General features: G+C 46.3%; 20 protein-coding genes and 1 riboswitch. Of the genes, 17 read left to right on the forward strand and 3 right to left on the reverse strand.

Annotation, left to right across the window (positions count from 1 at the left end):
- The first annotated feature begins 3 nt into the window (after positions 1-3).
- The 4 genes from fliS (at position 4) to EV146_RS06060 (ending at position 2,425) form a co-directional block, all read left to right on the forward strand.
- A complete protein-coding gene (gene fliS / locus EV146_RS06045; protein ID WP_132003367.1) occupies positions 4-408 on the forward strand; it encodes a flagellar export chaperone FliS in 405 nt (134 codons plus the stop codon).
- Complete coding sequence (gene fliT / locus EV146_RS06050; protein ID WP_132003370.1) at positions 405-746, forward strand: flagellar protein FliT; 342 nt, start codon at positions 405-407, stop codon at positions 744-746. The genes fliS and fliT overlap by 4 nt, the downstream gene beginning before the upstream one ends.
- Before the next feature lie 184 nt (positions 747-930).
- Positions 931-1,476, forward strand: coding sequence for a ribosome hibernation-promoting factor, HPF/YfiA family (gene hpf / locus EV146_RS06055; RefSeq protein ID WP_121611026.1), 546 nt, complete (start codon positions 931-933; stop codon positions 1,474-1,476).
- A gap of 103 nt (positions 1,477-1,579) precedes the next feature.
- Positions 1,580-2,425, forward strand: coding sequence for a DUF1028 domain-containing protein (locus tag EV146_RS06060; protein WP_132003373.1), 846 nt, complete (start codon positions 1,580-1,582; stop codon positions 2,423-2,425).
- A 43-nt stretch (positions 2,426-2,468) separates the two neighbouring features.
- On the opposite strand, the gene EV146_RS06065 is transcribed toward EV146_RS06060, so the two are convergent.
- On the reverse strand, positions 2,469-2,735 hold the full coding sequence (locus tag EV146_RS06065; protein ID WP_132003376.1) for a hypothetical protein: 267 nt from the start codon (positions 2,733-2,735) through the stop codon (positions 2,469-2,471).
- Positions 2,736-3,040: 305 nt separating this feature from the next.
- Here EV146_RS06065 and secA point away from each other — a divergent pair, with 305 nt between their 5' ends.
- The 7 genes from secA to EV146_RS06100 all read left to right on the forward strand — a co-directional run bounded on the left by secA (position 3,041) and on the right by EV146_RS06100 (position 12,250).
- Positions 3,041-5,551 (forward strand): preprotein translocase subunit SecA, encoded by a 2,511-nt coding sequence (gene secA / locus EV146_RS06070; protein WP_132003379.1) that lies wholly within the window; start codon positions 3,041-3,043, stop codon positions 5,549-5,551.
- A gap of 114 nt (positions 5,552-5,665) precedes the next feature.
- Positions 5,666-6,767 (forward strand): peptide chain release factor 2 gene (gene prfB, locus EV146_RS06075; protein WP_132003382.1). Its coding sequence is split into 2 segments (ribosomal slippage): positions 5,666-5,737 and positions 5,739-6,767, totalling 1,101 coding nucleotides; the frame shifts between segments, so codons are not numbered across the junction.
- A 771-nt stretch (positions 6,768-7,538) separates the two neighbouring features.
- On the forward strand, positions 7,539-8,402 hold the full coding sequence (locus EV146_RS06080) for a YitT family protein (RefSeq protein ID WP_121611031.1): 864 nt from the start codon (positions 7,539-7,541) through the stop codon (positions 8,400-8,402).
- 50 nt (positions 8,403-8,452) lie between these two features.
- Positions 8,453-8,770, forward strand: a complete 318-nt coding sequence (gene cccB / locus EV146_RS06085; RefSeq protein WP_121611032.1) for a cytochrome c551 — start codon at positions 8,453-8,455, stop codon at positions 8,768-8,770.
- Between the two features lie 414 nt (positions 8,771-9,184).
- Entirely contained in the window at positions 9,185-9,871 is a 687-nt protein-coding gene (ftsE, locus tag EV146_RS06090) for a cell division ATP-binding protein FtsE (protein ID WP_121611033.1), read from the forward strand.
- Entirely contained in the window at positions 9,861-10,754 is an 894-nt protein-coding gene (ftsX, locus tag EV146_RS06095) for a permease-like cell division protein FtsX (RefSeq protein ID WP_121611034.1), read from the forward strand. Before ftsE ends, ftsX begins: the two co-directional genes overlap by 11 nt.
- A 110-nt stretch (positions 10,755-10,864) precedes the next feature.
- On the forward strand, positions 10,865-12,250 hold the full coding sequence (locus EV146_RS06100; protein ID WP_132003385.1) for a murein hydrolase activator EnvC family protein: 1,386 nt from the start codon (positions 10,865-10,867) through the stop codon (positions 12,248-12,250).
- A 118-nt stretch (positions 12,251-12,368) separates the two neighbouring features.
- Here EV146_RS06100 and EV146_RS27435 read toward each other — a convergent pair whose 3' ends face one another.
- Positions 12,369-12,506, reverse strand: a complete 138-nt coding sequence (locus EV146_RS27435) for a hypothetical protein (RefSeq protein WP_162990197.1) — start codon at positions 12,504-12,506, stop codon at positions 12,369-12,371.
- 226 nt (positions 12,507-12,732) lie between these two features.
- Here EV146_RS27435 and EV146_RS06105 point away from each other — a divergent pair, with 226 nt between their 5' ends.
- The 4 genes from EV146_RS06105 to EV146_RS06120 all read left to right on the forward strand — a co-directional run bounded on the left by EV146_RS06105 (position 12,733) and on the right by EV146_RS06120 (position 17,775).
- Positions 12,733-14,175: a S41 family peptidase gene (locus EV146_RS06105; RefSeq protein WP_132003388.1), complete on the forward strand. Its 1,443-nt coding sequence runs from the start codon at positions 12,733-12,735 to the stop codon at positions 14,173-14,175.
- Between the two features lie 392 nt (positions 14,176-14,567).
- Complete coding sequence (locus EV146_RS06110) at positions 14,568-15,761, forward strand: PDZ domain-containing protein (RefSeq protein ID WP_132003391.1); 1,194 nt, start codon at positions 14,568-14,570, stop codon at positions 15,759-15,761.
- Positions 15,762-16,234: 473 nt separating this feature from the next.
- A complete protein-coding gene (locus EV146_RS06115; RefSeq protein ID WP_132003394.1) occupies positions 16,235-16,552 on the forward strand; it encodes a thioredoxin family protein in 318 nt (105 codons plus the stop codon).
- 245 nt (positions 16,553-16,797) lie between these two features.
- Entirely contained in the window at positions 16,798-17,775 is a 978-nt protein-coding gene (locus tag EV146_RS06120; protein ID WP_132003397.1) for a ring-cleaving dioxygenase, read from the forward strand.
- Between the two features lie 49 nt (positions 17,776-17,824).
- Here EV146_RS06120 and EV146_RS06125 read toward each other — a convergent pair whose 3' ends face one another.
- Positions 17,825-19,273, reverse strand: a complete 1,449-nt coding sequence (locus EV146_RS06125) for an amino acid permease (protein WP_241993827.1) — start codon at positions 19,271-19,273, stop codon at positions 17,825-17,827.
- Between the two features lie 95 nt (positions 19,274-19,368).
- Positions 19,369-19,548: riboswitch (Lysine riboswitch) on the reverse strand.
- Between the two features lie 682 nt (positions 19,549-20,230).
- Here EV146_RS06125 and EV146_RS06130 point away from each other — a divergent pair.
- A complete protein-coding gene (locus tag EV146_RS06130; protein WP_181215838.1) occupies positions 20,231-20,839 on the forward strand; it encodes an alpha/beta hydrolase in 609 nt (202 codons plus the stop codon).
- 119 nt (positions 20,840-20,958) lie between these two features.
- Positions 20,959-21,558 carry an NADPH-dependent FMN reductase gene (locus EV146_RS06135; RefSeq protein ID WP_132003400.1) on the forward strand — a complete coding sequence of 200 codons (600 nt, stop codon included), beginning with the start codon at positions 20,959-20,961 and terminating at the stop codon, positions 21,556-21,558.
- Positions 21,559-21,663: the final 105 nt, after the last annotated feature.

Consider the following 21,663-nt stretch of genomic DNA (forward strand, 5'->3'; position numbering starts at 1 on the left):
AACATGGCAATTAACAATCCATATCAATCCTACCAGCAAAATTCCGTCAATACAGCATCGCCAGGCGAGCTGACGCTTATGCTGTACAACGGCTGCCTGAAGTTCATTCACATTGCGAAAAATGCGATCCAGACAAAAGATATCCAGGTGAAAAACACTAATATCCAAAAGGCGCAGAAAATTATCCAGGAGCTGATGGTGACCCTGAATCAGGACCTCGAGGTTTCAAAAGATATGCTGTCTCTGTATGACTATATGAACCGTCGTCTGATTGAAGCGAACATCAAGAGTGATGCCGGCATTTTGGAGGAAGTGGAAGGGTTGGTAACCGAGTTCCGTGATACGTGGAAGCAGGTTATCCAGATTAACCGCCAGAAGCAGTACGGTCATGGCGGCAGTGCCCTGTGAGTGCCGTCCGGCAGGTTTATCAGCTAACGTTGCAGCTGATCGAAGTGCTTCAAAAGGATTTTAACCGTGACCAAAAAATCACCTTGGTCGAGGAACTTTTGCAAAAGCGGGAAGAGGCCATGAAGGGAATGGTCGCCCCTTATACAGATGAGGAAAAGCAGCTCGGGAAAAAGCTGATTGAACTGAACTCGCTTCTGGACAGGCTGCTGGCATCAGAGAAGAATGACATCCAGAAGGATCTAAAAGAACTCAATGTCAAAAAAGAGTCAAGCAACAAATATGTGAATCCGTATCAGAGCCTGGCTGTGGACGGGATGTTCTATGATAAACGCAATTAAAACTGTGATGAACCGCCAATTGCCGGCGGTTTTCTTTTTTATTCAACAGAATCTTACAGACTCTCTCTTTTTACGACATGGAAAATTCACTAATTCGTCAAATCTTTTCTGTGTTAAGGAAGGAGTTCTTTAGGGTAATATAGAAGTATAGATACATAGTCTTTTCAAAGGAGGAGTATCGCTTATGAACTATAACATTCGTGGTGAAAACATTGAGGTAACTCCAGCAATCAGAGAGTATGTGGAGAAGAAGGTCTCCAAGCTGGACCGTTATTTTACAGAAACACCAAATGCAAGCGTAAGCGTGAACCTGAGGGTTTATCAAGATAAAAAAGCCAAAGTGGAAATTACCATTCCAATGAAAAATCTGGTCCTCCGAGCTGAAGAGCTGCACGAAGACATGTATGCGGCAATCGACCTGATTACTGATAAATTAGAGCGCCAAATCCGCAAGCATAAAACAAAAGTGAACCGTAAATTCCGCGGCCAGGACAGCATCAAGGATGTTGGGCCAATCTTCTCCGATGACACTCCTTATGGGGAAGAAGAGGATCTCGAGCTTGTCCGTACCAAACGCTTCGACCTGAAGCCGATGGACAGCGAGGAAGCCATCCTGCAGATGAACCTGCTGGGCCACAATTTCTACGTTTTCCAGAATGCTGAAACCAATAATACGAACGTCGTTTACAAGCGGAAAGACGGCCGCTACGGCTTGATTGAAGCGCAGTAAGCCCAGAGCCCTTTAAGTTTAAATTAAATGTGTAAAAGAGACCCGCAGCCTGACAAATGGCTGCGGGTTTTAGCATCATTTTACAACAAGGAGGAAGGACATTATGACCTTTTCAATCGTCGGGTATGATCCAAAGGAAAAAGAGTGGGGCATTGCCGTTCAATCGAAGTTTCTGGGCGTGGGGGCAGTCGTCCCCTTCGCAAAGGCCGGAGTGGGAGCAGTTGCCACCCAATCGTACGCGAATACGGCGTACGGGCCACAGGCGCTTGAACTGATGGCAGAAGGCAAGTCCGCACAGGAAGCACTGGAACTCATCACCAGGGAGGACAAGGATAAGGAGATGCGCCAGGTCGGGCTGATTGATGCCCATGGCAATGCCGCTACTTTTACAGGTACCTATTGCTATGACTGGGCCGGTGGTGTGACCGGAGAGCATTTTGCAGCACAGGGAAACATCCTGGTTAGCGAGGAAACCGTCCGGGCAATGGCCAAAACCTTTACAGAAACGGAAGGGAGCCTTGCCCACCGGCTCGTTTCCACCCTGTATGCCGGACAGCTGGCGGGAGGGGACAGCCGGGGGCAGCAATCCGCAGCGCTTCTTGTCGTAAAAGAAGCAGGAGGCTACGGCGGATATAATGACCGTTATATTGACCTGCGTGTCGATGACCATCCGGAGCCCATTAAAGAGCTGATCCGCATCTATGGCCTCCAGCAGCTCTATTTTGCGAAATCAAAGCCGGACAATGTGGCGGCCATTGAGGGAAAGGTGAAGGAAGAGCTGATTGCGAACTTAAGGCGCCTGGATTATTTAAAAGGGGAAAAGGAAGATGAGGAAGACTTGTTTAAGGCACTGACAGCCTATATTCACACTGAAAACTTCGAGGAGCGCGAGCAGGAGCGAGGGAAGATCGATCTGGAAGTTTTGGAGTTTATGAAAAAACAGCGGTAAATGGGAAAAGGAACGCCCGTCAAATGCGTTCCTTTTTTCCCGTCTACCCGGCATGATTATCATCGTGCTGGTCCATTTTCTCCTGTTCCGAGGTACCAGGTTCTTCTGGAACTTCCGGATGCTCAGTGTCTGTATCTCCGTGTTCCTTCTGAAGCTCCTTTTCTTCCTCTTCAAGCTCTTCCACCTGATTGCCTGTATCTCGTTCTTCATCCGGCGGAGGGCTCTGGTCACTGGAGCATGCACTCACCCCGAAAGCCAGGCTAAATGCGATTCCAACAGGGAGAAGCTTTGTTTTGTAGTTAAGGTTCATGGTTGTATCCCTCCTATTGATTCCTATTTACTATTTTCACTAATATGGAGGGATAAAACCTCTGCGAGGGCGCAAGCATCCCTATTGCTGAAATATGTAGTTTAATAGACAAATTTTATGGAGAAACTTGTCAATGTTTCCCGTTGGCTGTGCATCTGTTGTCACTCCATAGTCTAAGTGGTAAGATTAAATTAGGAATAAATCCAAATTTTTAACAGGATTCAGAGCATTTTAAGCGAATCTTTTTCTAGTATAAGGTTTTTCAATATGTCTTCTTAGACCCAATAGATAAAAGGAGCATCAGAATGGGGATTTTAAATAAAATTTTCGACCAGAACAAACGCGATGTGAAAAAGCTTACCAGGCTGGCAGATGAAATTGACAAGCTGGCTGCAGCAACTGAAAAGCTATCCGATGATGAATTAAGAGGAAAAACAGAAGAGTTCAAGGCACGCTACCAGAATGGAGAATCCACAGATGACCTCCTTGTTGAAGCGTTTGCGGTTGTCCGCGAAGGTGCCCGCCGCGTGCTGGGGCTCTATCCATATAAGGTGCAGCTGATGGGTGGCGTCGCTCTTCACGAAGGAAATATTTCCGAAATGAAAACAGGGGAAGGTAAAACCCTCACAGCGACCATGCCGGTTTACCTGAATGCCATCACTGGCAAGGGTGTTCACGTTGTCACTGTCAACGAATACCTGGCAAGCCGTGACGCAAACGAAATGGGCCAGCTTTATGAGTTCCTTGGCCTGACAGTCGGCCTGAACTTAACAGGCATGGATAAGGAAGAAAAGCAGGCTGCCTATCAGGCGGATATTACGTATGGCACAAACAACGAATATGGCTTTGACTATCTTCGTGACAATATGGTGCTGTACAGCCACCAGAAGGTTCAGCGCCCGCTTCATTATGCGGTTATCGATGAAGTGGACTCCATCCTGATTGACGAGGCGCGGACGCCGCTGATCATTTCCGGCACAGCTCAAAAAAGTGCGGGTCTCTATATCCAGGCCAATGCTTTTGTCAATATGCTAAAAAAAGACGAAGACTACACCTATGATGAAAAAACAAAGGGTGTACTGTTGACGGAAGAGGGAATTACCAAAGCGGAACGGGCTTTTGGAATCGAAAATCTTTTCGATATTTCCCATGTAACCCTGAATCACCATATTAACCAGGCGCTGAAAGCCAATGTCAGCATGCACCTGGATGTGGATTATGTCGTCCAGGACGGCGAGATTGTCATTGTTGACCAGTTCACAGGCCGTCTGATGAAGGGCCGCCGCTACAGCGAAGGCCTTCACCAGGCAATCGAGGCGAAGGAAGGCCTTGAAATCCAGAATGAAAGCATGACGCTTGCAACGATTACGTTCCAGAACTACTTCCGGATGTATGAAAAGCTTTCCGGGATGACAGGAACAGCGAAAACGGAAGAAGAGGAATTCCGCAACATTTATAATATGAGTGTTGTCGTTATTCCAACGAATCGTCCAATTGTCCGTGATGACCGTGCCGATTTGATTTATGCGACCATGGACGGGAAATTCCGTGCGGTGGTGGAGGACATTGCCCAGCGAAATGCCCTGGGACAGCCAGTCCTTTTAGGTACAGTGGCAATTGAGACTTCTGAACTGATTTCGAGGTATTTGACGAAAAAAGGTATCAGGCACAATGTCCTGAACGCAAAGAACCACGGCCGTGAAGCAGAAATCATTGCTGAAGCCGGACATCGCGGGGCCGTTACGATTGCCACCAATATGGCCGGACGCGGTACGGACATCAAGCTTGGAGAAGGGGTCCGGGAGCTGGGCGGTCTTGCCGTCATTGGAACAGAGCGTCACGAAAGCCGCCGGATTGATAACCAGCTCCGCGGTCGTTCCGGACGTCAGGGAGATCCGGGTATCACCCAGTTCTACCTCTCAATGGAAGATGAACTAATGCGCCGCTTCGGTTCCGACAATATGAAGACCATGATGGCCCGACTCGGAATGGATGATTCACAGCCAATCCAGAGCAAGATGGTTTCCAGGGCCGTAGAATCTGCCCAGAAGCGTGTGGAAGGCAACAACTTTGATGCCCGTAAGCAATTGCTCCAGTATGATGATGTTCTCCGCCAGCAGCGTGAAATCATCTACAAACAGCGTGATGAGGTGCTTGAAGCCGAGAACCTCCGTGACATTGTGGAACGTATGATTCTTTCTTCTGTCGAACGTAATGTGTCTGCTTTTACACCGGTAGGCGAAGACATGGATTCCTGGAATCTTGAAGGCCTGATTGATTATGTGAACGGGAACCTTCTTAATGAAGGCGATCTTGCACAGGATGACCTTCGAGGCAAGGACCGCGAGATGATTGTCGATATCATCATGGATAAGGTGAAGCAGCGTTATAATGAAAAAGAAGAACAGCTGAGCGCCGAACAGATGCGCGAGTTCGAAAAAGTCATCGTTCTTCGCAGTGTAGACTCCAAGTGGATGGACCACATTGACCAGATGGACCACCTCCGCCAGGGAATCCATCTTCGTGCCTATGGCCAGATCGATCCATTGCGTGAATATCAGCAGGAAGGATTTGCGATGTTCGAAAGCATGATCGAGTCCATTGAAGGCGATGTTGCCCGCTATATCATGAAGGCTGAAATCCGCAACAACCTGCAGCGTGAGGAAGTCGCGAAAGGACAGGCTGTCAACCCCAAGGAAGATGGCGAAAAAGTAAAGAAAAAACCAGTGGTTAAACAAATTGAAATTGGCCGCAACGACCCATGCTACTGCGGCAGCGGCAAGAAGTTCAAGAACTGCCACGGAACAATGTCATAAATTGTAATCTGGAATATAATAGAAGGGAGGGCTGGCGGATGTTCTGCAGCCCTCTTTTCCCTTGAAGTGTAAAATCGGCTATAATGAAAGTAATTATTTTATGAGGTGACCAAAATGGAATTAGCAGATATTCGGAATGAACTAGAAAAAACAGCTAAGAAATTAGCGGGCTTCAGGGGGTCTCTTTGACCTCGAAAACAAAGAAGCCAGAATAGCTGAGCTGGATGAGGTCATGCTTGCCCCTGATTTCTGGGATGACCAGCAGAACGCACAGACTGTGATTAATGAATCGAATGCTCTGAAGGATCAGGTCCATGTGTTTCACGATCTGAATGAAACCTTTGAAAACCTTGAACTGACCTATGAGCTTGTAAAAGAGGAAAGCGACGCAGAGCTTCAGGAAGAGCTGGAGAACGAGCTTGTGCAATTGACGAAGCGCCTGAGCGATTTTGAGCTCGAGCTTCTGTTGAGCGAGCCTTATGATAAAAGCAATGCCATCCTTGAGCTTCACCCGGGAGCAGGCGGAACCGAGTCACAGGACTGGGGCTCCATGCTGCTGCGCATGTACACAAGATGGGCAGAAAAAAGAGGCTTCAAAGTCGAGACTCTGGATTACCTGCCTGGAGATGAAGCAGGTATCAAGAGTGTGACTCTTTCCATTAAAGGACACAATGCTTATGGCTACCTGAAAGCTGAAAAAGGAGTTCACCGTCTGGTGCGGATTTCGCCATTTGATTCGTCGGGCCGCCGCCATACCTCCTTCGTATCCTGTGAGGTTATGCCGGAATTGAACGACGACATCCAAATTGACATTCGTACTGAAGATTTAAAGATTGATACGTACCGTGCGAGCGGTGCCGGCGGTCAGCATATCAATACGACCGACTCGGCTGTCCGGATCACGCACGTTCCGACCGGAGTAGTCGTGACCTGCCAGACCGAGCGTTCCCAGATCAAAAACCGTGAACGTGCGATGACGATGCTGAAGGCAAAGCTCTATCAGCGTAAAATCGAAGAGCAGGAGCAGCAGCTCGCCGAAATCCGCGGAGAACAAAAAGAAATCGGCTGGGGAAGCCAAATCCGTTCCTACGTCTTCCACCCCTACTCAATGGTAAAAGATCACCGCACCAATACCGAATCAGGAAACGTGCAAGGCGTCATGGACGGGGACATCAATCAATTCATCGATGCCTACCTGCGCTCGAAGTTAGTATAATATAGAAACAAGGAAGCCCCTTGCCTGGTCTGGATGCCTGGCAAGGGGCTTTTTTTGCGAGCTTTATCGACGGTTATTTTATATGAAGGAAAACAGTGTAGTTTATGTACATAAAGGTGCCGGCGAATAAAGGGAGGAGGTTACATATGAAAAAAATTCTATGGAACCAATCTTGGTGGAAAAAGGGAGAGAAGGTCACGTAGAGGAGTTCTATGTAACCAACCCTGGTGGAAATTGGAGAAGAAGGTCACGTAGAGGAGCTCTATGTAACCAATCCCTGTAGAAAAGGGTGAAGGAGGTCACGTAGAGGAGTTCTATGTAACCAATCCCGGTGAAAAAAGGAAGAGAAGGTCACGTAGAGGAGTTCTATGTAACCAATCCCTGTAGAAAAGGGCGGAGGAGGTCACGTAGAGGAGTTCTATGCAACCAACCCTGGTGGAAATTGGAGAAGAAGGTCACATAGAGGAGTTCTATGTACTCATCACGATGGAAAAAGGGACTAATTTAGCAATAAGCATCACAATAAGAATATAAACAAGGTTTCCAAGGAATCTCATTCTCCTCCCCATGAAGCCCGCAAAACTCAACCACCTTCCCTCAAAATACCATATCCCCAAACAGCCCAACTCCCCCTGCATAATTCCTCCAGATAAAATCAAACTAATTCAAATAGAAGATTTAGCCCTTTACCACGGTAGATGGCTGGCATTTACAACTTTTGTCTCCAATGCTATACTCACTGCTGGAAATTGACTGAAGGAGACTAACTAGGTGAAGAAAAAACGAAATACTGTGCAAAATCCGGGATTGGAAAAGCTGTTTGAATATGTGTACATTCTTGCGGGTTCGGCTGTTGTTGCAATTGCTTTTAACCAGTTCCTGCTCCCGAACCAGGTTGCTTCTGGCGGGGTCAGCGGAATCAGCACGATTCTTAATAGTCTTTTGGGCTGGGAGCCAGCTTATGTTCAATGGGCTTTTAATATCCCGTTATTTATAGCGGGTGTTATTTTTCTTGGCGGGCGGTACGGGATCAAGACGCTTGTCGGAACCATTTTTCTGCCGTTTGTTGTGTTTTTGACAAAGGGCTGGGAGCCCTGGACGCTGGATCCGCTTCTGGGTTCCTTGTTTGGAGGAATTGGTGTGGGTCTCGGGCTTGGCCTGGCGTTTCGCGGAAAGGCTTCAACTGGAGGTACCGACCTGGCTGCACAAATCATTCATAAGTTCACGGGTTTATCCCTGGGGACCTGTGTTGCTCTGATTGATGGATTGATTGTCCTGACAGCCACGGTCGTCTTTGACATTGAACGCGGCTTATATGCCTTGATTTCCCTGTATGTGACTTCGAAGACGATTGATATGGTCCAGATTGGGATTGGCAGATCCAAAATGGCGATGGTCATCACGGCTCATCAGGATGAGGTCCGGGAAGCCATCCTGCATAAAATCGACCGCGGTGTGACAAAACTATCAGCATATGGTGGCTATACCGATCAAGAACGCCCTGTCCTGATGTGCGTTGTCGATCAGACGGAGTTCACAAGATTGAAACAAATTGTCCAGACAATTGACCCATCAGCATTTGTAATTGTGACTGATGCTTCTGAGGTATTGGGTGAAGGTTTTAAACGGGCATAACATTAGTATATGATAGAACTGTATGTAAAATTTGCTGAGGGGGAGTAACATTGAAAAAGAAGTTTTTTGCTCTGTTGATGGGAGCATCCCTTGCCCTTGCTGCCTGTGGCGGCGGCGGAGGAGATGAGGCCGGGAACGATACAGCCGGAGCAGGAGATCCAGAAAAGCTGTACAACCAGAAGTGCTCTGGCTGCCATGGCGGTGAGCTTCAGGGCGGTGCGGGGCCGGAACTGGCGCATATCGGATCCAAGTATACCCAGGAAGATATCGAGGGAATCATTAAGAACGGTCAGGGTGCAATGCCTAAAGGCTTATTGACAGGTGAAGATGCCTCCGCAGTCGCAGAATGGCTGGCAGGCAAAAAATAAGCCAAGACAGGAAGCTTGTGAGCTGAAAAGCCACAGGCTTTTTCTTTTTTCCCTAATACATCCCCCTTTTCATAAAAATAAACCTCAAATCAAACGTTTTTCACAATTTATCCAACAATATTTTTAACCCCTTTGTAACATGAATGAAATACTTCTGAAGATTCGCTTCCTTGGCACAAAAGTTAAAACCCTAGTAATTACATAGGGTTGGCGGTTTTCCTTCTCCTGAATTTTCCAATACCCTTGCCGCTATCCTCTGTCATAGGCTAAAAATGGGAGAAAGCGCTCATTTTGAAAACAAATTGTAATATATTAAGTGGTTTTTTTGGAAGAACTTGATGATATAATGATTCTGGTAGAAAAATATGTCGAATGTTAGCCATGGGATAAACTAGTATCTAAGGTGATTATAGAATGATAGAAATGCAGGATGTATATAAAACTTATTCCAATGGCGTAACTGCAGCCAGCGGATTGACAGTTAAAATAGATCAAGGTGAATTTGTTTATGTTGTCGGACCCAGCGGTGCCGGGAAATCAACCTTCATTAAATTGATGTACCGGGAAGAAAAAGCCACTAAAGGGATGATTACGGTAAATGGAATTAACCTCTCTACATTAAAAAACAGCAAGGTTCCATTGCTGCGCCGGAACATCGGGGTGGTTTTCCAGGATTTTAAGCTCCTGCCGAACATAACGGTTTATGAGAATGTGGCTTTTGCCCTGGAGGTAATCGAGGAACAGCCTGCAGCCATAAAGAAAAAGGTTATGGAAACTCTTGATCTTGTCGGCTTGAAGCATAAAGCGAGAATGCTTCCGACAGAACTTTCCGGAGGAGAACAGCAGCGAGTGGCGATTGCCCGTTCCATCGTGAATTCGCCGAAAGTTGTCATTGCCGATGAGCCCACCGGAAACCTGGACCCGGATACTTCATGGGAAATCATGAATATTCTTGCAGAGATTAATTTAAGAGGAACAACCATTGTTATGGCCACCCATAACAAGGAAGTTGTTAATACAATCACGCACCGTGTTATTGCGATCGAAGGCGGAAAGATTGTGCGTGATGTACAGAAGGGTGATTACGGCTATGAAAGCTAGAACCTTCCGCAGGCATTTCAGAGAAAGCTTTAAGAGCCTGGGACGAAACGGCTGGATGACCTTCGCATCCATAAGTTCCGTAACAGTGACGCTGTTGTTGGTCGGTGTCTTTTTCGTCATTATGATGAACCTGAATAGCGTGGCAACGTCCATTGAGAAGGATGTCGAAATTCGCGTCCATATCGATATCGCTGCCAATGATAAAGATAAAGAGGTTTTAAAACAGCAACTGGAGCAGATTCCAAAAATAGAAAGCATCGTCTACTCTTCCAAAGAACAAGAGCTGAAAAGTCTGATTGACAGCTTTGGGGAAGAAGGAGAAGCCTTTAAGCTAGTTGAACAAGAGAACCCTTTAAATGATGTGTTCGTCGTAAAGACCAAAAATCCCACCGATACTGTAAACGTGGCCGGGGAAATTGAAGAGTTAAAGCATGTTGCCTCCGTCAAATATGGACAAGGCACAGTCGAGCCGCTGTTTAAATTTATCAAGGTCAGCAGGAATGTCGGGCTGATCCTGATTGTGGGCCTGTTGTTTACGGCGATGTTCCTGATCTCGAATACGATCAAAATTACGATACTGGCACGGCGGAATGAAATTGAAATCATGAGGCTGGTCGGGGCGACCAACTCCTTCATCAGATGGCCATTTTTCCTTGAAGGACTCTGGCTGGGGATTTTTGGTGCCATTATTCCGATTGCAGCTGTTTCAACTGCTTACTATTATTTGTTTGATATCCTCCAGCAAAAGCTGGCCAACAATTTTATCAAATTAATTGAGTTTAACCCGTTTGTATACCAATTATCCGCTATCCTCCTGATCATGGGAGCAGCAATTGGAATCTGGGGAAGTCTTATGTCCGTCCGTAAGTTCTTAAAAGTGTAGTCTGAACAGGGGAGGCAGTTCTCCCTTACATAAACACTTTCTAATAATAGACGATACAGAGAGAGATAAAGTTACGAAACTATCAAAAGTCGGAGAGGGGAAATAATCTAGTGAAAAAGCATATACTCTCACTAGCAGTAGTCAGTACTTTAAGCCTGGGTTCCTTGCTCAGCCCATATACGTTAAACCATGCAAGTGCAGACAATCTTTCAGAAATGGAGCAGAAGAAAGCGAACCTGCTTCAGGAACAGGCAAAGAAAAATGCTGAAGTGCAAGAAAAAGAATCCAAAATCGGCGAGCTGCAGAATCAGCAGGCAAGCGTCGAAAGTCAAATCAAGACACTTGATCTTAAAGTAGAAGATACAACTAAAAAGCTCGATGAAAAAAATGCTCAGATTAAAGAAACTGAGGAGCAGATCAAGAAGCTGAGAGAAGAAATCAAGATTCTTGAGGAACGCATCGAGAAGAGAAATGAACTTCTGAAAGAAAGAGCACGTTCTTATCAGGAAAGCGGCGGCAATGTGAGCTACCTTGATGTGCTTATGGGAGCTCAAAGCTTCAGCGATTTTGTTGACCGTGTAGGTGCTGTTGCTACACTCGCACAGGCCGACAAGGAGCTTCTTGAAGAGCATCAAAGGGATAAGGACGAACTTGAGAAGAAGAAAAACGAAGTTGAAACGAAGCTTGCAGATCTTCAGGAAATGAAGAAGGAGCTTGAAACGTTAAAAGCAAATCTTAAAGCGCAGATTGCTGAAAAGAATAAACTGATGGAATCACTGAAAAAAGAAGAGAAACATCAGCATGCAGAAATGATTAGCAAGCAGGAAGAGGCTGCTGTACTGTCTGCACAGGCATCAGCAATGGAAAAAGCAATCCAGCTTGAAAAGAATAGAATTGCAGAGGTTGCTCGTCAGGCAGAACTCGCTAGACAGGCAGAGCTTGAAAGGCAAAGAGCAGCGGAAGCGGCAGCAGCTGCGGCTGCGGCAGCACAGTCGAAAAAGAGCAGCGGTTCTTCTTCGTCCAGCTCCAGCTCCAGTGCTAGCTCAGCTGCCCCGGCACCAGCTCCTGCCCCGGCACCAGCACCAGCACCAAAGGTTTCCAGTGGCGCCTTCACTTGGCCAGCCAGCGGAAGTGTTACTTCTGGCATGGGGCAGCGTTGGGGAAGCTTCCATGCCGGTATTGATATTGCGCGCCGTGGCGGCAACGTTCCAATCGTAGCTGCAGCTGACGGTGTTGTCATCCGTTCTTATTTCTCTTCCAGCTATGGAAATGCGATTTTTGTCTCCCACTCTATTAATGGACAAGTTTATACAACAGTCTACGCTCACATGAGTGCGAGAATGGCAGGAAATGGAGCAGTTGTGAAAAAAGGTCAAAGAATTGGTACGATGGGGAACACAGGCCAATCCTACGGACAACATTTGCATTTTGAAGTTCATAAAGGGCCTTGGAATGCATCCAAATCAAATGCAATTAATCCATTGTCGGTATTGTAATTTAAGAGGTCTCAGTATATTGTATACCCGGGAAATCGACTTGAATAAACAGAAAAACAGCTTGGAGTACGCTCCAGGCTGTTTTTTTATTGTTGAACTATATGGGAATGAAGTAGGGCTACTCAAGAGATCTTGATTTTCTGCGTTGATTATTTAAGAGGTGCTTCGGTTTTTTTGCCAATGCAATGATCATACCAACAAAGCCTAACCCTAAAATGGAGGACAAGATCCATGCAAATGTTTCAATCGTTTCCATAGCTTAAGACCTCCTTCATTCGTGTACTTTTATTAAACTATGCGAGTGGGTTCGTCTTCTTGCATACCCGTTTTACTCTGTAGCAAAACATCCTCATACCGTAGCCGTCTCAAGCTAAACTTTGGAGGAATGCATGTACAAATAATTCTCATAACTCGTCCGAACCATTCATATAATGAAAAGCAAGTTTACTATAAAACAAGCAAGGCAGAGCGGGAGGGCGGAGATGAACCGAAAATGGATTGCCCTGTTGATGACAGGGTCCCTGTTGATAGGAGCTGGCAGCACCTATGTCGGCATGCAGTGGGCTGTTGCGAAAGGGGAAACATTCAGTTTAGGGTCTAAGGAAACAGAAAACGCACAAATCATATCAGCGGAAGGGCTGAAGAAAGTAGAACAGGCGTACAGCTTGATTTTAACCAGCTATGTCGAAAAAGTAGAAGAGGACAAACTGGTCGAAGGTGCGATTCAGGGGATGCTCACTAAGCTTGAGGACCCATACTCTGTCTATATGGATAAAAAAACAGCCAAACAGTTTAGTGAGACGCTGGAATCTTCTTTTGAAGGAATCGGTGCAGAGGTTAGCATGATTGATAACAAAGTCATCATTGTCTCCCCATTCAAGGATTCTCCAGCTGAAAAAGCCGGGCTCAAGCCAAATGACCAAATTCTTAAGGTAGATGGCGAGAGTGTTGAGGGGTTGGATCTGTACGAAGCCACTTTGAAAATCAGGGGGAAGAAGGGGACAACCGTTGAGCTGGAGATAGGAAGGCAAGGGTTGAAGGAGCCCCTGAAAGTGGAAGTGAAGCGTGATGAAATTCCACAAATCACCGTACATGCAGATATGAAGCAGCATGCTGGTGATAAAATCGGATACTTGGAAATCACCACTTTCTCTGAACATACAGCCAAGGAATTTAAAAAGGAATTGGCTGTACTGGAAGACCAGGGAATGAACTCTCTGATTATTGATGTACGTGGCAACCCGGGAGGGCTCCTGTCTAGTGTAGAAGAAGTGTTAAAAGAAATGATCACCGAAATGAAGCCCATTTATCAGATAGAAGAACGAAGCGGTGAAAAAACCAGGTTCTTTTCATCGTTAAAAGAGAGGAAGCCATACCCGATTGTCGTTTTGACCGACAAGGGCAGCGCCTCTGCATCAGAAATCCTAGCAGGAGCGATGAAAGAAGCCGGAAGTTATCCTATTGTAGGAGAAAAGACGTTTGGAAAAGGTACCGTCCAGCAGGCAGTTCCAATGGGTGACGGCAGCAATATCAAGCTAACCTTGTTCAAATGGCTGACGCCGGATGGAAACTGGATCCACAAAAATGGAATCAAGCCGACTGTGGCGGTAGAACAGCCAAAGCTCTATCATACCCACCCGATCCAAATGGAACAGTCCTTGAAGCAGGACATGAACAGCGAACAAGTGAAGAATGCGCAGGAAATCCTTGAGGGAATAGGCTATGCCCCAGGGCGGACCGATGGCTATTTCAGCACACAGACAGAAATGGCAGTAAGGGCCTTCCAGCGAAAAAGAGGAATGGCTGTTACTGGCATTATTGACAGCAAGACCGCGGCCGCCCTCGAAGAAGCCGCAAGAGAAGAAATGAAAAAAGAAGAAAACGATGCACAGCTGCAGACGGCCATCAAGCTTCTGGCCAAATAAAGGAAATGCTGCCATTTTGGCAGCATTTTTTGTGGGGAGAATCCAGATTGAAAGTGATGTTAACACTTCTCCTAAATTCTTTTGGTGAACGGGATGCACATTACGGGAAAGGCAGGTCAAGATAAAACTTATCGAGAAAAATGAGTTGTTTAAGTGCTTGATAATGTAAATGAAAATCTAGAGCAAGTTAGTGATTTCTGTGTCTTCTTTTAGACTAATAATCGCCTGGCGGCAGACTACCACCCCATGAGCACCTTATATCGCGGATGAACACCTTTTCAATTATCTTTGAGAAAATACCAAACTAGCGATATGTTTTATTCAATGATTTTGTTAAAATAGATTTAACTGACCAAAAATTTTAACTTTAAGATAAAGGCTGGTGACATTGGGTGATGCAGATATGGTTATTAGAATTGCTTAAGGGTGCGGGTAAGCTGTTTCTTCACCCTTTGATCTATTACTTCGTTTTTCTGGCGGGTCTTCTTGGTATTTCCCGGGTGAAGCGGGAACGGAAGAATTTCCATGTCCGGGCCAAGGATGCCTTATATGAACTGCGGCAGCTGTTTCCGCTTGGGCTGTTGATTGGTCTAATATTGTCGATTATTACGGTGGCGACGGGTCTGGTGATCCCTTTCGCAGCGGTGCTGTTAACCGGAGTGTTTATGCTCCTTTTTAGCCTGGTTTCACGTGTAAGGGTTCTTTCCCCTGCCTATGCCGTCGGGGCGGCGTTTTTCGTGCTGACTTACGTTGCGGGGAAAAGCTGGGATATTCCGCTTATCGGTACCTATTTTGAATCTCTCGAGGACAAAGTTTATCCATCTGTGGCCATCCTTCTTGCCCTGCTGATGATTGGTGAAGGGATTTTAATCAGCAGGAACGGCAGTAAAGGGACTTCACCAAAGCTGGCGAAAAGCAAGCGCGGGCAGACGGTAGGGGTTCATGAGGCCAAGAGGCTATGGATGCTGCCGGTCTTTCTGCTGATACCTGGAGAAATATTGGAACCGCCATTTGCCTGGTGGCCTGTTTTTGAAATGGGGGACAACCTATATTCCTTGATGCTCGTTCCGTTCGGAATTGGCTTCCAGCAGCAGATTCAGGGGATGCTTCCCAAGGAAGCTGTGAGACGTTACGGAGGCCAGGTTCTTGGTGTTGGCTTGCTGGTGTTCGTCATTGCAGTCGCAGGCTACTGGTACCCCATTGCTTCGATTGCGGCAGCTGCTGCCGCGATCATTGGACGTGAAGGGATTGCCCTTGTCCAGCGAATGCGCGACGACAATCGGCCATTTTATTTTGCCAAGCAAAATCACGGAGTCATGATCCTTGGAATCATTCCAGGTTCGCCGGCGGAACGGATGGAGCTTCAGGTTGGGGAATTGATCACAAAAGTAAATGGCAGTGCCGTCAATGATGAACAAAGCCTTTACGAGGCCCTCCAGCGCAACGGGGCCCACTGCAAGCTCGAGGTCCTTGATACAAACGGACAAATCCGTTTTGTCCAGCGTGCTTTGTATGAAGGCGATCATCATGAGCTGGGCATTCTGTTTGTCCAGGACGAGAAGAAGTGGGACAGTGCGGCGGTGTAATTAGATAGTTGAGAAAGTGGGAAACGGCGGCTGCCGTTTCTCATTTTTTTTTATGAAGTTGTGAATGCCGGCTGCGCAGAAGAATTTTATTTTAGCAGAGCGGGGAAAGGGACACAGGCTTGCAGATAGGGGATTCACCTTACAGTTTGCAAATTTGCGTTTCACTGACCAGTTCGACCTCATAAAAATTGCATTCTCTCCGAATTTCATACAATCCATTTTTATAGTCATAAATGATTCTGTACACATTCCCGCTATATAGAACTTTGTCATGAATGTTCACCTGAGTTCACCCCTCACAAATCGTTTTTAATCAAAGCTTAAAACAGATTGTGTTAAAAAGCCTTTCTTATGTAAGAAAATCTTCCTATAAAAATTCCGCTGTCAGGTGGAATAAAAAGAGGCATTCTTTGTGAACTGGAGGAAAAGTTTGAGTATAATAAAAGGGTACAAACTATCTGGGGGGATCTTTCATGAAACAAGTGCAGACAGAGCAGGAATATCGGGATCAAATTGCAAAGGACGAGCTGACAGTCGGGATATTTACGACAACATGGTGTCCGGACTGCAAGCGGCTCGATATGTTTATTGATGAAGTGATTGAAGAGAACCAGGACAAGCACTGGATCAAGGTGGACCGTGATGAGTTTCCCGAAATTTCCGAGGAGCAAAATGTAATGGGGATTCCGTCTCTGTTGGTGTTTAAAAATGGCGAAAAGCTAGCCCATTTACATAGTGCCAACGCAAAGACCCAGGATGCTGTCAGGGAATTTATAAATAGCATTAAGTAATGAAAGAAGCCAACAATCTATGGGACTTGCCCTCCAAGCTTTGATAAGGGGCAGTTCAAGAATGTTGGCTTTTGATTTGTTTGACAAGGTATGGGAACCATGCTATATTTATCTCGAATTAAAAACACTTTATTTAAAGATAAATTCTTGCACGAAAAACGATTAACTCTGTCTTCGTAAAGGGAAAATATAGTACTAGAAAAAATTGTGGGCTATGCCTGTGATTCAATTGGAGGAATACAAAAATGAACGGATTAAAAGGAATCCATCACGTAACAGCCATCACAAGCTCTGCTGAAAAGAATTATGAATTCTTTACGTATATACTGGGAATGCGACTTGTGAAGAAGACGGTTAACCAGGATGATATTCAGACCTACCACTTATTCTTTGCTGATGATACGGGCAGCCCGGGAACAGATATGACATTCTTTGACTTCCCTGGCATACCGAAAGGCTCACATGGGACAAATGAAATTTATAAAACCTCTTTTCGTGTACCGAATGATGCCGCGATGGACTACTGGGTCAAACGGTTTGACCGCCTTGGTGTAAAACATGGAGGAATTCAGGAGCTGTTTGGCAAAAAGACGATTTCATTCGTGGATATTGACGACCAGCAATATCAGCTGATTTCAGATGAGAACAATGAAGGAGTTCCCGCAGGAACTCCGTGGCAAAAGGGCCCGGTTCCCCTAGAGCATGCTATCACTGGTCTTGGGCCGATCTTCGTCCGGGTAGCGAATTTTGATTACTTTAAGGAAATGATGGAAAGGGTCCTTCACTTTAAGGAAATTGCGAGTGACGGCGATCTCCATTTATTCGAAGTGGGAGAAGGAGGAAATGGTGCGCAGGTAGTCGTAGAGTATAACTCGGTTCTTCCTGCAGCAAGACAGGGTTACGGTGTTGTTCACCATGCGGCCTTCCGAGTTGATGACAAATCTGTCCTGGACGAATGGGATCGCCATATGCGCGGCTTTGGGTTCCAGACCTCCGGGTTCGTGGACCGATTCTTCTTCGGTTCGCTTTATACCAGGGTTGCTCCGTCCATATTATTTGAATTTGCTACAGATGGCCCTGGGTTCATGGGGGACGAACCATACGAGACTCTCGGGGAGAAGCTGTCATTGCCGCCATTCCTTGAACCGAAGCGTGATGAAATTGAAAGCTATGTCCGTCCGATTGATACGGTCCGAAGTGATAAGGAATTTGTAAAAGAATAATGAAATAAAAAGAAACGCTCCTGTTTAAGGGGCGTTTCTTTGCTGTTGGTTAACTTTGTTTAAAATCGCACTCTTTTAAAGGAATCAGCTTTGTTTTGTGCTTTACCTTATAAACCAGCCAGACTATGAGGAAAAGCGGCAGGCCAATATAGGAAACGAGGACACCGTTCCAGTCGATGCCTTCGCCGGTGAAGGCCTGGAAGTTTTGGCCCAAAATAATGAAAATACATAGAATTAATGCCAGAAGTGGGCCAATCGGGAACCAACTTGCACGGTACGGCAGTTGGTTCAGGTCACGCCCTTGTGCGATATAGGCTCTCCGGAAGCGATAATGACTGATCGCAATTCCGACCCAGGTAACGAACCCGGCCATTCCTGAAGCATTGAGCAGCCAGATATAAACTGCACCATCGCCGAAGAAGGTGGTCAGGAATGCCAGGGAGCCAACTAATGCAGTGGCAATCAGGGCATTGACTGGTACCCCTCTCCTATCCAGCTTGCCCAGGAATTTTGGTGCTTTGCCGTCGCGTGCCAAGTCCCAAAGCATACGGGTGGATGCGTACATTCCGGAATTTCCTGCTGATAAAACTGAAGTTAAGATGATGGCATTCATCACGGATGCCGCAAAAGCGAATCCAGCTCGCTCAAATACGAGTGTGAACGGGCTGACAGTAACGGCGTCACTGAGCAATCGTTCATCTGTGTATGGAAGAATCATTCCAATGACAAAGATGGCGAGAATGTAGAACAGTAAAATTCTCCAGAATACAGTACTGATTGCTTTAGGGATGTTTTTTTCAGGTTCTTCACTCTCACCGGCCGCTACTCCGAGCAATTCCGTCCCCTGGAAGGAAAAACCGGCTGCCATAAACACACCCAGGATGGCGAAGAATCCGCCATTGAACGGGGCATCCTCCATCGTGAAGTTGGTAAAGCCTACTGCTTCGCCACCCATAATGCCGAGAATCATTAAGAATCCGGTCACAATGAAAAGAATGACCGTTATCACTTTAATCAGGGCAAACCAGAACTCAGCTTCACCGAAACCTTTAACCGACATATAGTTGAAGCCAAACATGATCACTAGTGCAATGGCACTCCAAATGAACGAAGGGCTGTCCGGGAACCAGAACTTCATGATGAGGACAACCGCCGCAAGCTCTGCGGCAATGGTGATGGCCCAGTTGTACCAATAGTTCCAGCCGATCGCAAAGCCGAATGCAGGGTCAACAAATCTGTTTGCGTATTCCTTAAATGAACCGGCGACAGGCATGAAGGCGGCCATTTCTGCCAGGCTGGTCATTAAAAAATAGACCATGATCCCTACGGCTGAATAGGCAAGCAAGGCGCCGCCGGGTCCTGCATTATGAATCGCACCGCCGCTTGCCAGGAAGATTCCTGTCCCGATCGAACCACCCAGAGAGATCATCATTAAGTGGCGGGCTTTAAGCGTTCTTTTTAATTGAGTTGGATTGGATGGTGCTGATGTATTCGCCAATGCTGTACACTCCTTTTATACTGGAAGAATTAAAAACAAATAAAAAAACAGCCGTCGAAAAAGATCGACGGCTGTTTCATCATCCGTTTAATCCTTCCGAAGATAGCTCTCCACGTTTATAGAACGTGACAGTGATGCCTCTCTTCGAAAACATCACCAGCTGGAATAATCAATGAATCATCCCGGCTTCGGCAGCTTGTCCTTTCAGAAAGAGTCATCAATTTCATTGAATCTCGTCCGTCCTAATCATACAAGCCGCAGCCTCTATCCCATCGGTGAATGGGAATATTCAATTAGCTATCAGAATTATAGTTCAATAATCCTCCGCACGCAATGTTTAAAATTGGGAAGCAAGAACCCGAACGTGACAAAGCAAGTACAATTTCCTTTCTAGTTTTCAGCCAGAGGGAAAATCCTTTTAGTTGACAGAAAAAAGTAACTGGTTTAAGATTATCTCATATTCAAGATATTTTAATTAAAGATAACGATCAAGGGATTCTTAAATACATCAGGAATTAACTTTCGTCAAAACAGGAAAAACTCCATCATGTTTGCGTCCAGACATAAAGGCTAAACTAACAATTGAAGTACCGGCGAGTGGGCCCACTATTCCAAAAAGCAAGGCGGGTCACTCCCCCTCATTGTTTCAAAGAAGTAAGGTGGGTCCTCCTTGCAGTTAGTTTAAAAAAATAAAGAGCAACACTCCCCGCATGCTTTAAAGTGATAAACCGGGTCAGCCCCCCTACATGCTTTAAAGCATAAAAGGGGGTCAGACCCCATTTAAGGTAAAGTGGGACTCCGCGTTTTTGAATGAGGTAAAGCTCTGCCCGCGTCATTTATAGTGAACGAGCACTCCCTTTTGCTTTAGCAAGACAAAGGGTGCCAGACCCCCTTTAGTGTGGCAAAGAGGGCAAAACTTTAGGGGGACAGATTCCAAGAAAGTGTGAAAGGAGAATGATGATGAAGCATATTTTTCGCAAAGGAAGCAATCCGGCAAGGCCTACGCTGCTGTTATTGCATGGTACGGGCGGGACGGAGCAGGATTTGATCCCGCTGGCAGAACGGATTGATGAAGAAGCTTCTGTCCTGAGTGTCAGAGGGAATGTTCTGGAAAATGGCATGCCCCGTTTCTTCAGGAGGCTGGCAGAAGGTGTTTTTGATGAAGAGGACCTTGTGTTTCGTACCAGGGAGTTGAATCAGTTCCTTGATGAGGCGGCTCAGGAATACGGATTTGACCGTGAGAATATTGTTGCTGTTGGCTATTCCAACGGTGCCAATATCGCCGCGAGCCTGATGTTCCATTTTCAGGAAGCATTAAAGGGAGCGATTCTCCATCATCCGATGGTTCCGCGCAGAGGAATTGAATTACCTGATCTCACTGGCAGATACGCTTTTATTGGGGCTGGCACGAATGATCCAATCTGCCCGGCAGCGGAGTCAGAAGAACTTCAAATCCTGCTGCAAAAGGCGAACGCCAACGTGGAGCTGCACTGGGAGAATCATGGCCATCAGCTGACCTACGGGGAAGTCGATGCTGCTGCTAAGTGGTATAAGGAAAACTTTTAGCATAAAAACAGCTGAAAGAAATAGGATGGTTAAATAGTGTGAGACCTCATGGAACCTGATTCCATTTAAAAAGAGGTTGCTGCGGACAAACAGAAAAAATACAGCATAGAGGTGCAGCAATGGGATTGATAGAGAGATTATTTGGCAAGAAAAAAACGGAGGAGGAAGAAACAATGGCAAACTTAAAAATTGGTATTATCCTGGGAAGCACTAGACAGGGACGTGTAAGCCCGAAAGTTGGGGAATGGGTGAAAGGCATTGCCGATCAGCGCGGAGATGCAGATTATGAAATCGTCGATATTGCAGATTATCAATTACCGTTCCTTGGCACAACGGATGGAACAGAACCAGGAATCGCAGCCTGGAATGAAAAGCTGGCTAGCCTCGATGGCTTCGTCTTCATTGTTCAGGAATACAACCACAGCATTACCGGTGCATTGAAAAATGCCATCGATTTTGCGCGTGAAGCATGGTACAACAAGGCAGCCGGAATCGTCAGCTACGGTTCAACAGGAGGAGCGCGTGCGGCTGAGCATCTGCGTGGAATCCTCGGCGAAGTGAAGGTGGCGGATGTTCGCACACATCCAACGCTTTCCTTGTTTACAGACTTTGAAAACATGACAGAGTTCAAGCCGGCTGAATTGCATCTGACAAATGTCAATGCAATGCTGGACGAAGTAAACGACTGGAGCAAGGCATTAAAAACGTTGCGTCAGTAAATCGATTGGGAGAGGCCGTGAGGGGCCTCTCCTTTTATTTTGGCAGCGAGTAAAACTTCACAGCCGTGGGAAAAAGGCCCGGAACTTTAACACTTCCATTTCGTA

The sequence above is a fragment of the Mesobacillus foraminis genome, from assembly GCF_004340465.1.
GTDB lineage: Bacteria > Bacillota > Bacilli > Bacillales > Cytobacillaceae > Mesobacillus_B > Mesobacillus_B foraminis.

Excerpts from the sequence above, each read along its gene's own strand:
- fliS (WP_132003367.1), top strand. The coding sequence starts at position 4 with ATGGCAATTAACAATCCATATCAATCCTACCAGCAAAATTCCGTCAAT.
- hpf (WP_121611026.1), top strand. The coding sequence starts at position 931 with ATGAACTATAACATTCGTGGTGAAAACATTGAGGTAACTCCAGCAATC.
- EV146_RS06060 (WP_132003373.1), top strand. The coding sequence starts at position 1,580 with ATGACCTTTTCAATCGTCGGGTATGATCCAAAGGAAAAAGAGTGGGGC.
- EV146_RS06065 (WP_132003376.1), bottom strand. The coding sequence starts at position 2,735 with ATGAACCTTAACTACAAAACAAAGCTTCTCCCTGTTGGAATCGCATTT.
- secA (WP_132003379.1), top strand. The coding sequence starts at position 3,041 with ATGGGGATTTTAAATAAAATTTTCGACCAGAACAAACGCGATGTGAAA.
- ftsE (WP_121611033.1), top strand. The coding sequence starts at position 9,185 with ATGATAGAAATGCAGGATGTATATAAAACTTATTCCAATGGCGTAACT.
- ftsX (WP_121611034.1), top strand. The coding sequence starts at position 9,861 with ATGAAAGCTAGAACCTTCCGCAGGCATTTCAGAGAAAGCTTTAAGAGC.
- EV146_RS27435 (WP_162990197.1), bottom strand. The coding sequence starts at position 12,506 with ATGGAAACGATTGAAACATTTGCATGGATCTTGTCCTCCATTTTAGGG.
- EV146_RS06105 (WP_132003388.1), top strand. The coding sequence starts at position 12,733 with ATGAACCGAAAATGGATTGCCCTGTTGATGACAGGGTCCCTGTTGATA.
- EV146_RS06115 (WP_132003394.1), top strand. The coding sequence starts at position 16,235 with ATGAAACAAGTGCAGACAGAGCAGGAATATCGGGATCAAATTGCAAAG.
- EV146_RS06120 (WP_132003397.1), top strand. The coding sequence starts at position 16,798 with ATGAACGGATTAAAAGGAATCCATCACGTAACAGCCATCACAAGCTCT.
- EV146_RS06130 (WP_181215838.1), top strand. The coding sequence starts at position 20,231 with ATGATGAAGCATATTTTTCGCAAAGGAAGCAATCCGGCAAGGCCTACG.
- EV146_RS06135 (WP_132003400.1), top strand. The coding sequence starts at position 20,959 with ATGGGATTGATAGAGAGATTATTTGGCAAGAAAAAAACGGAGGAGGAA.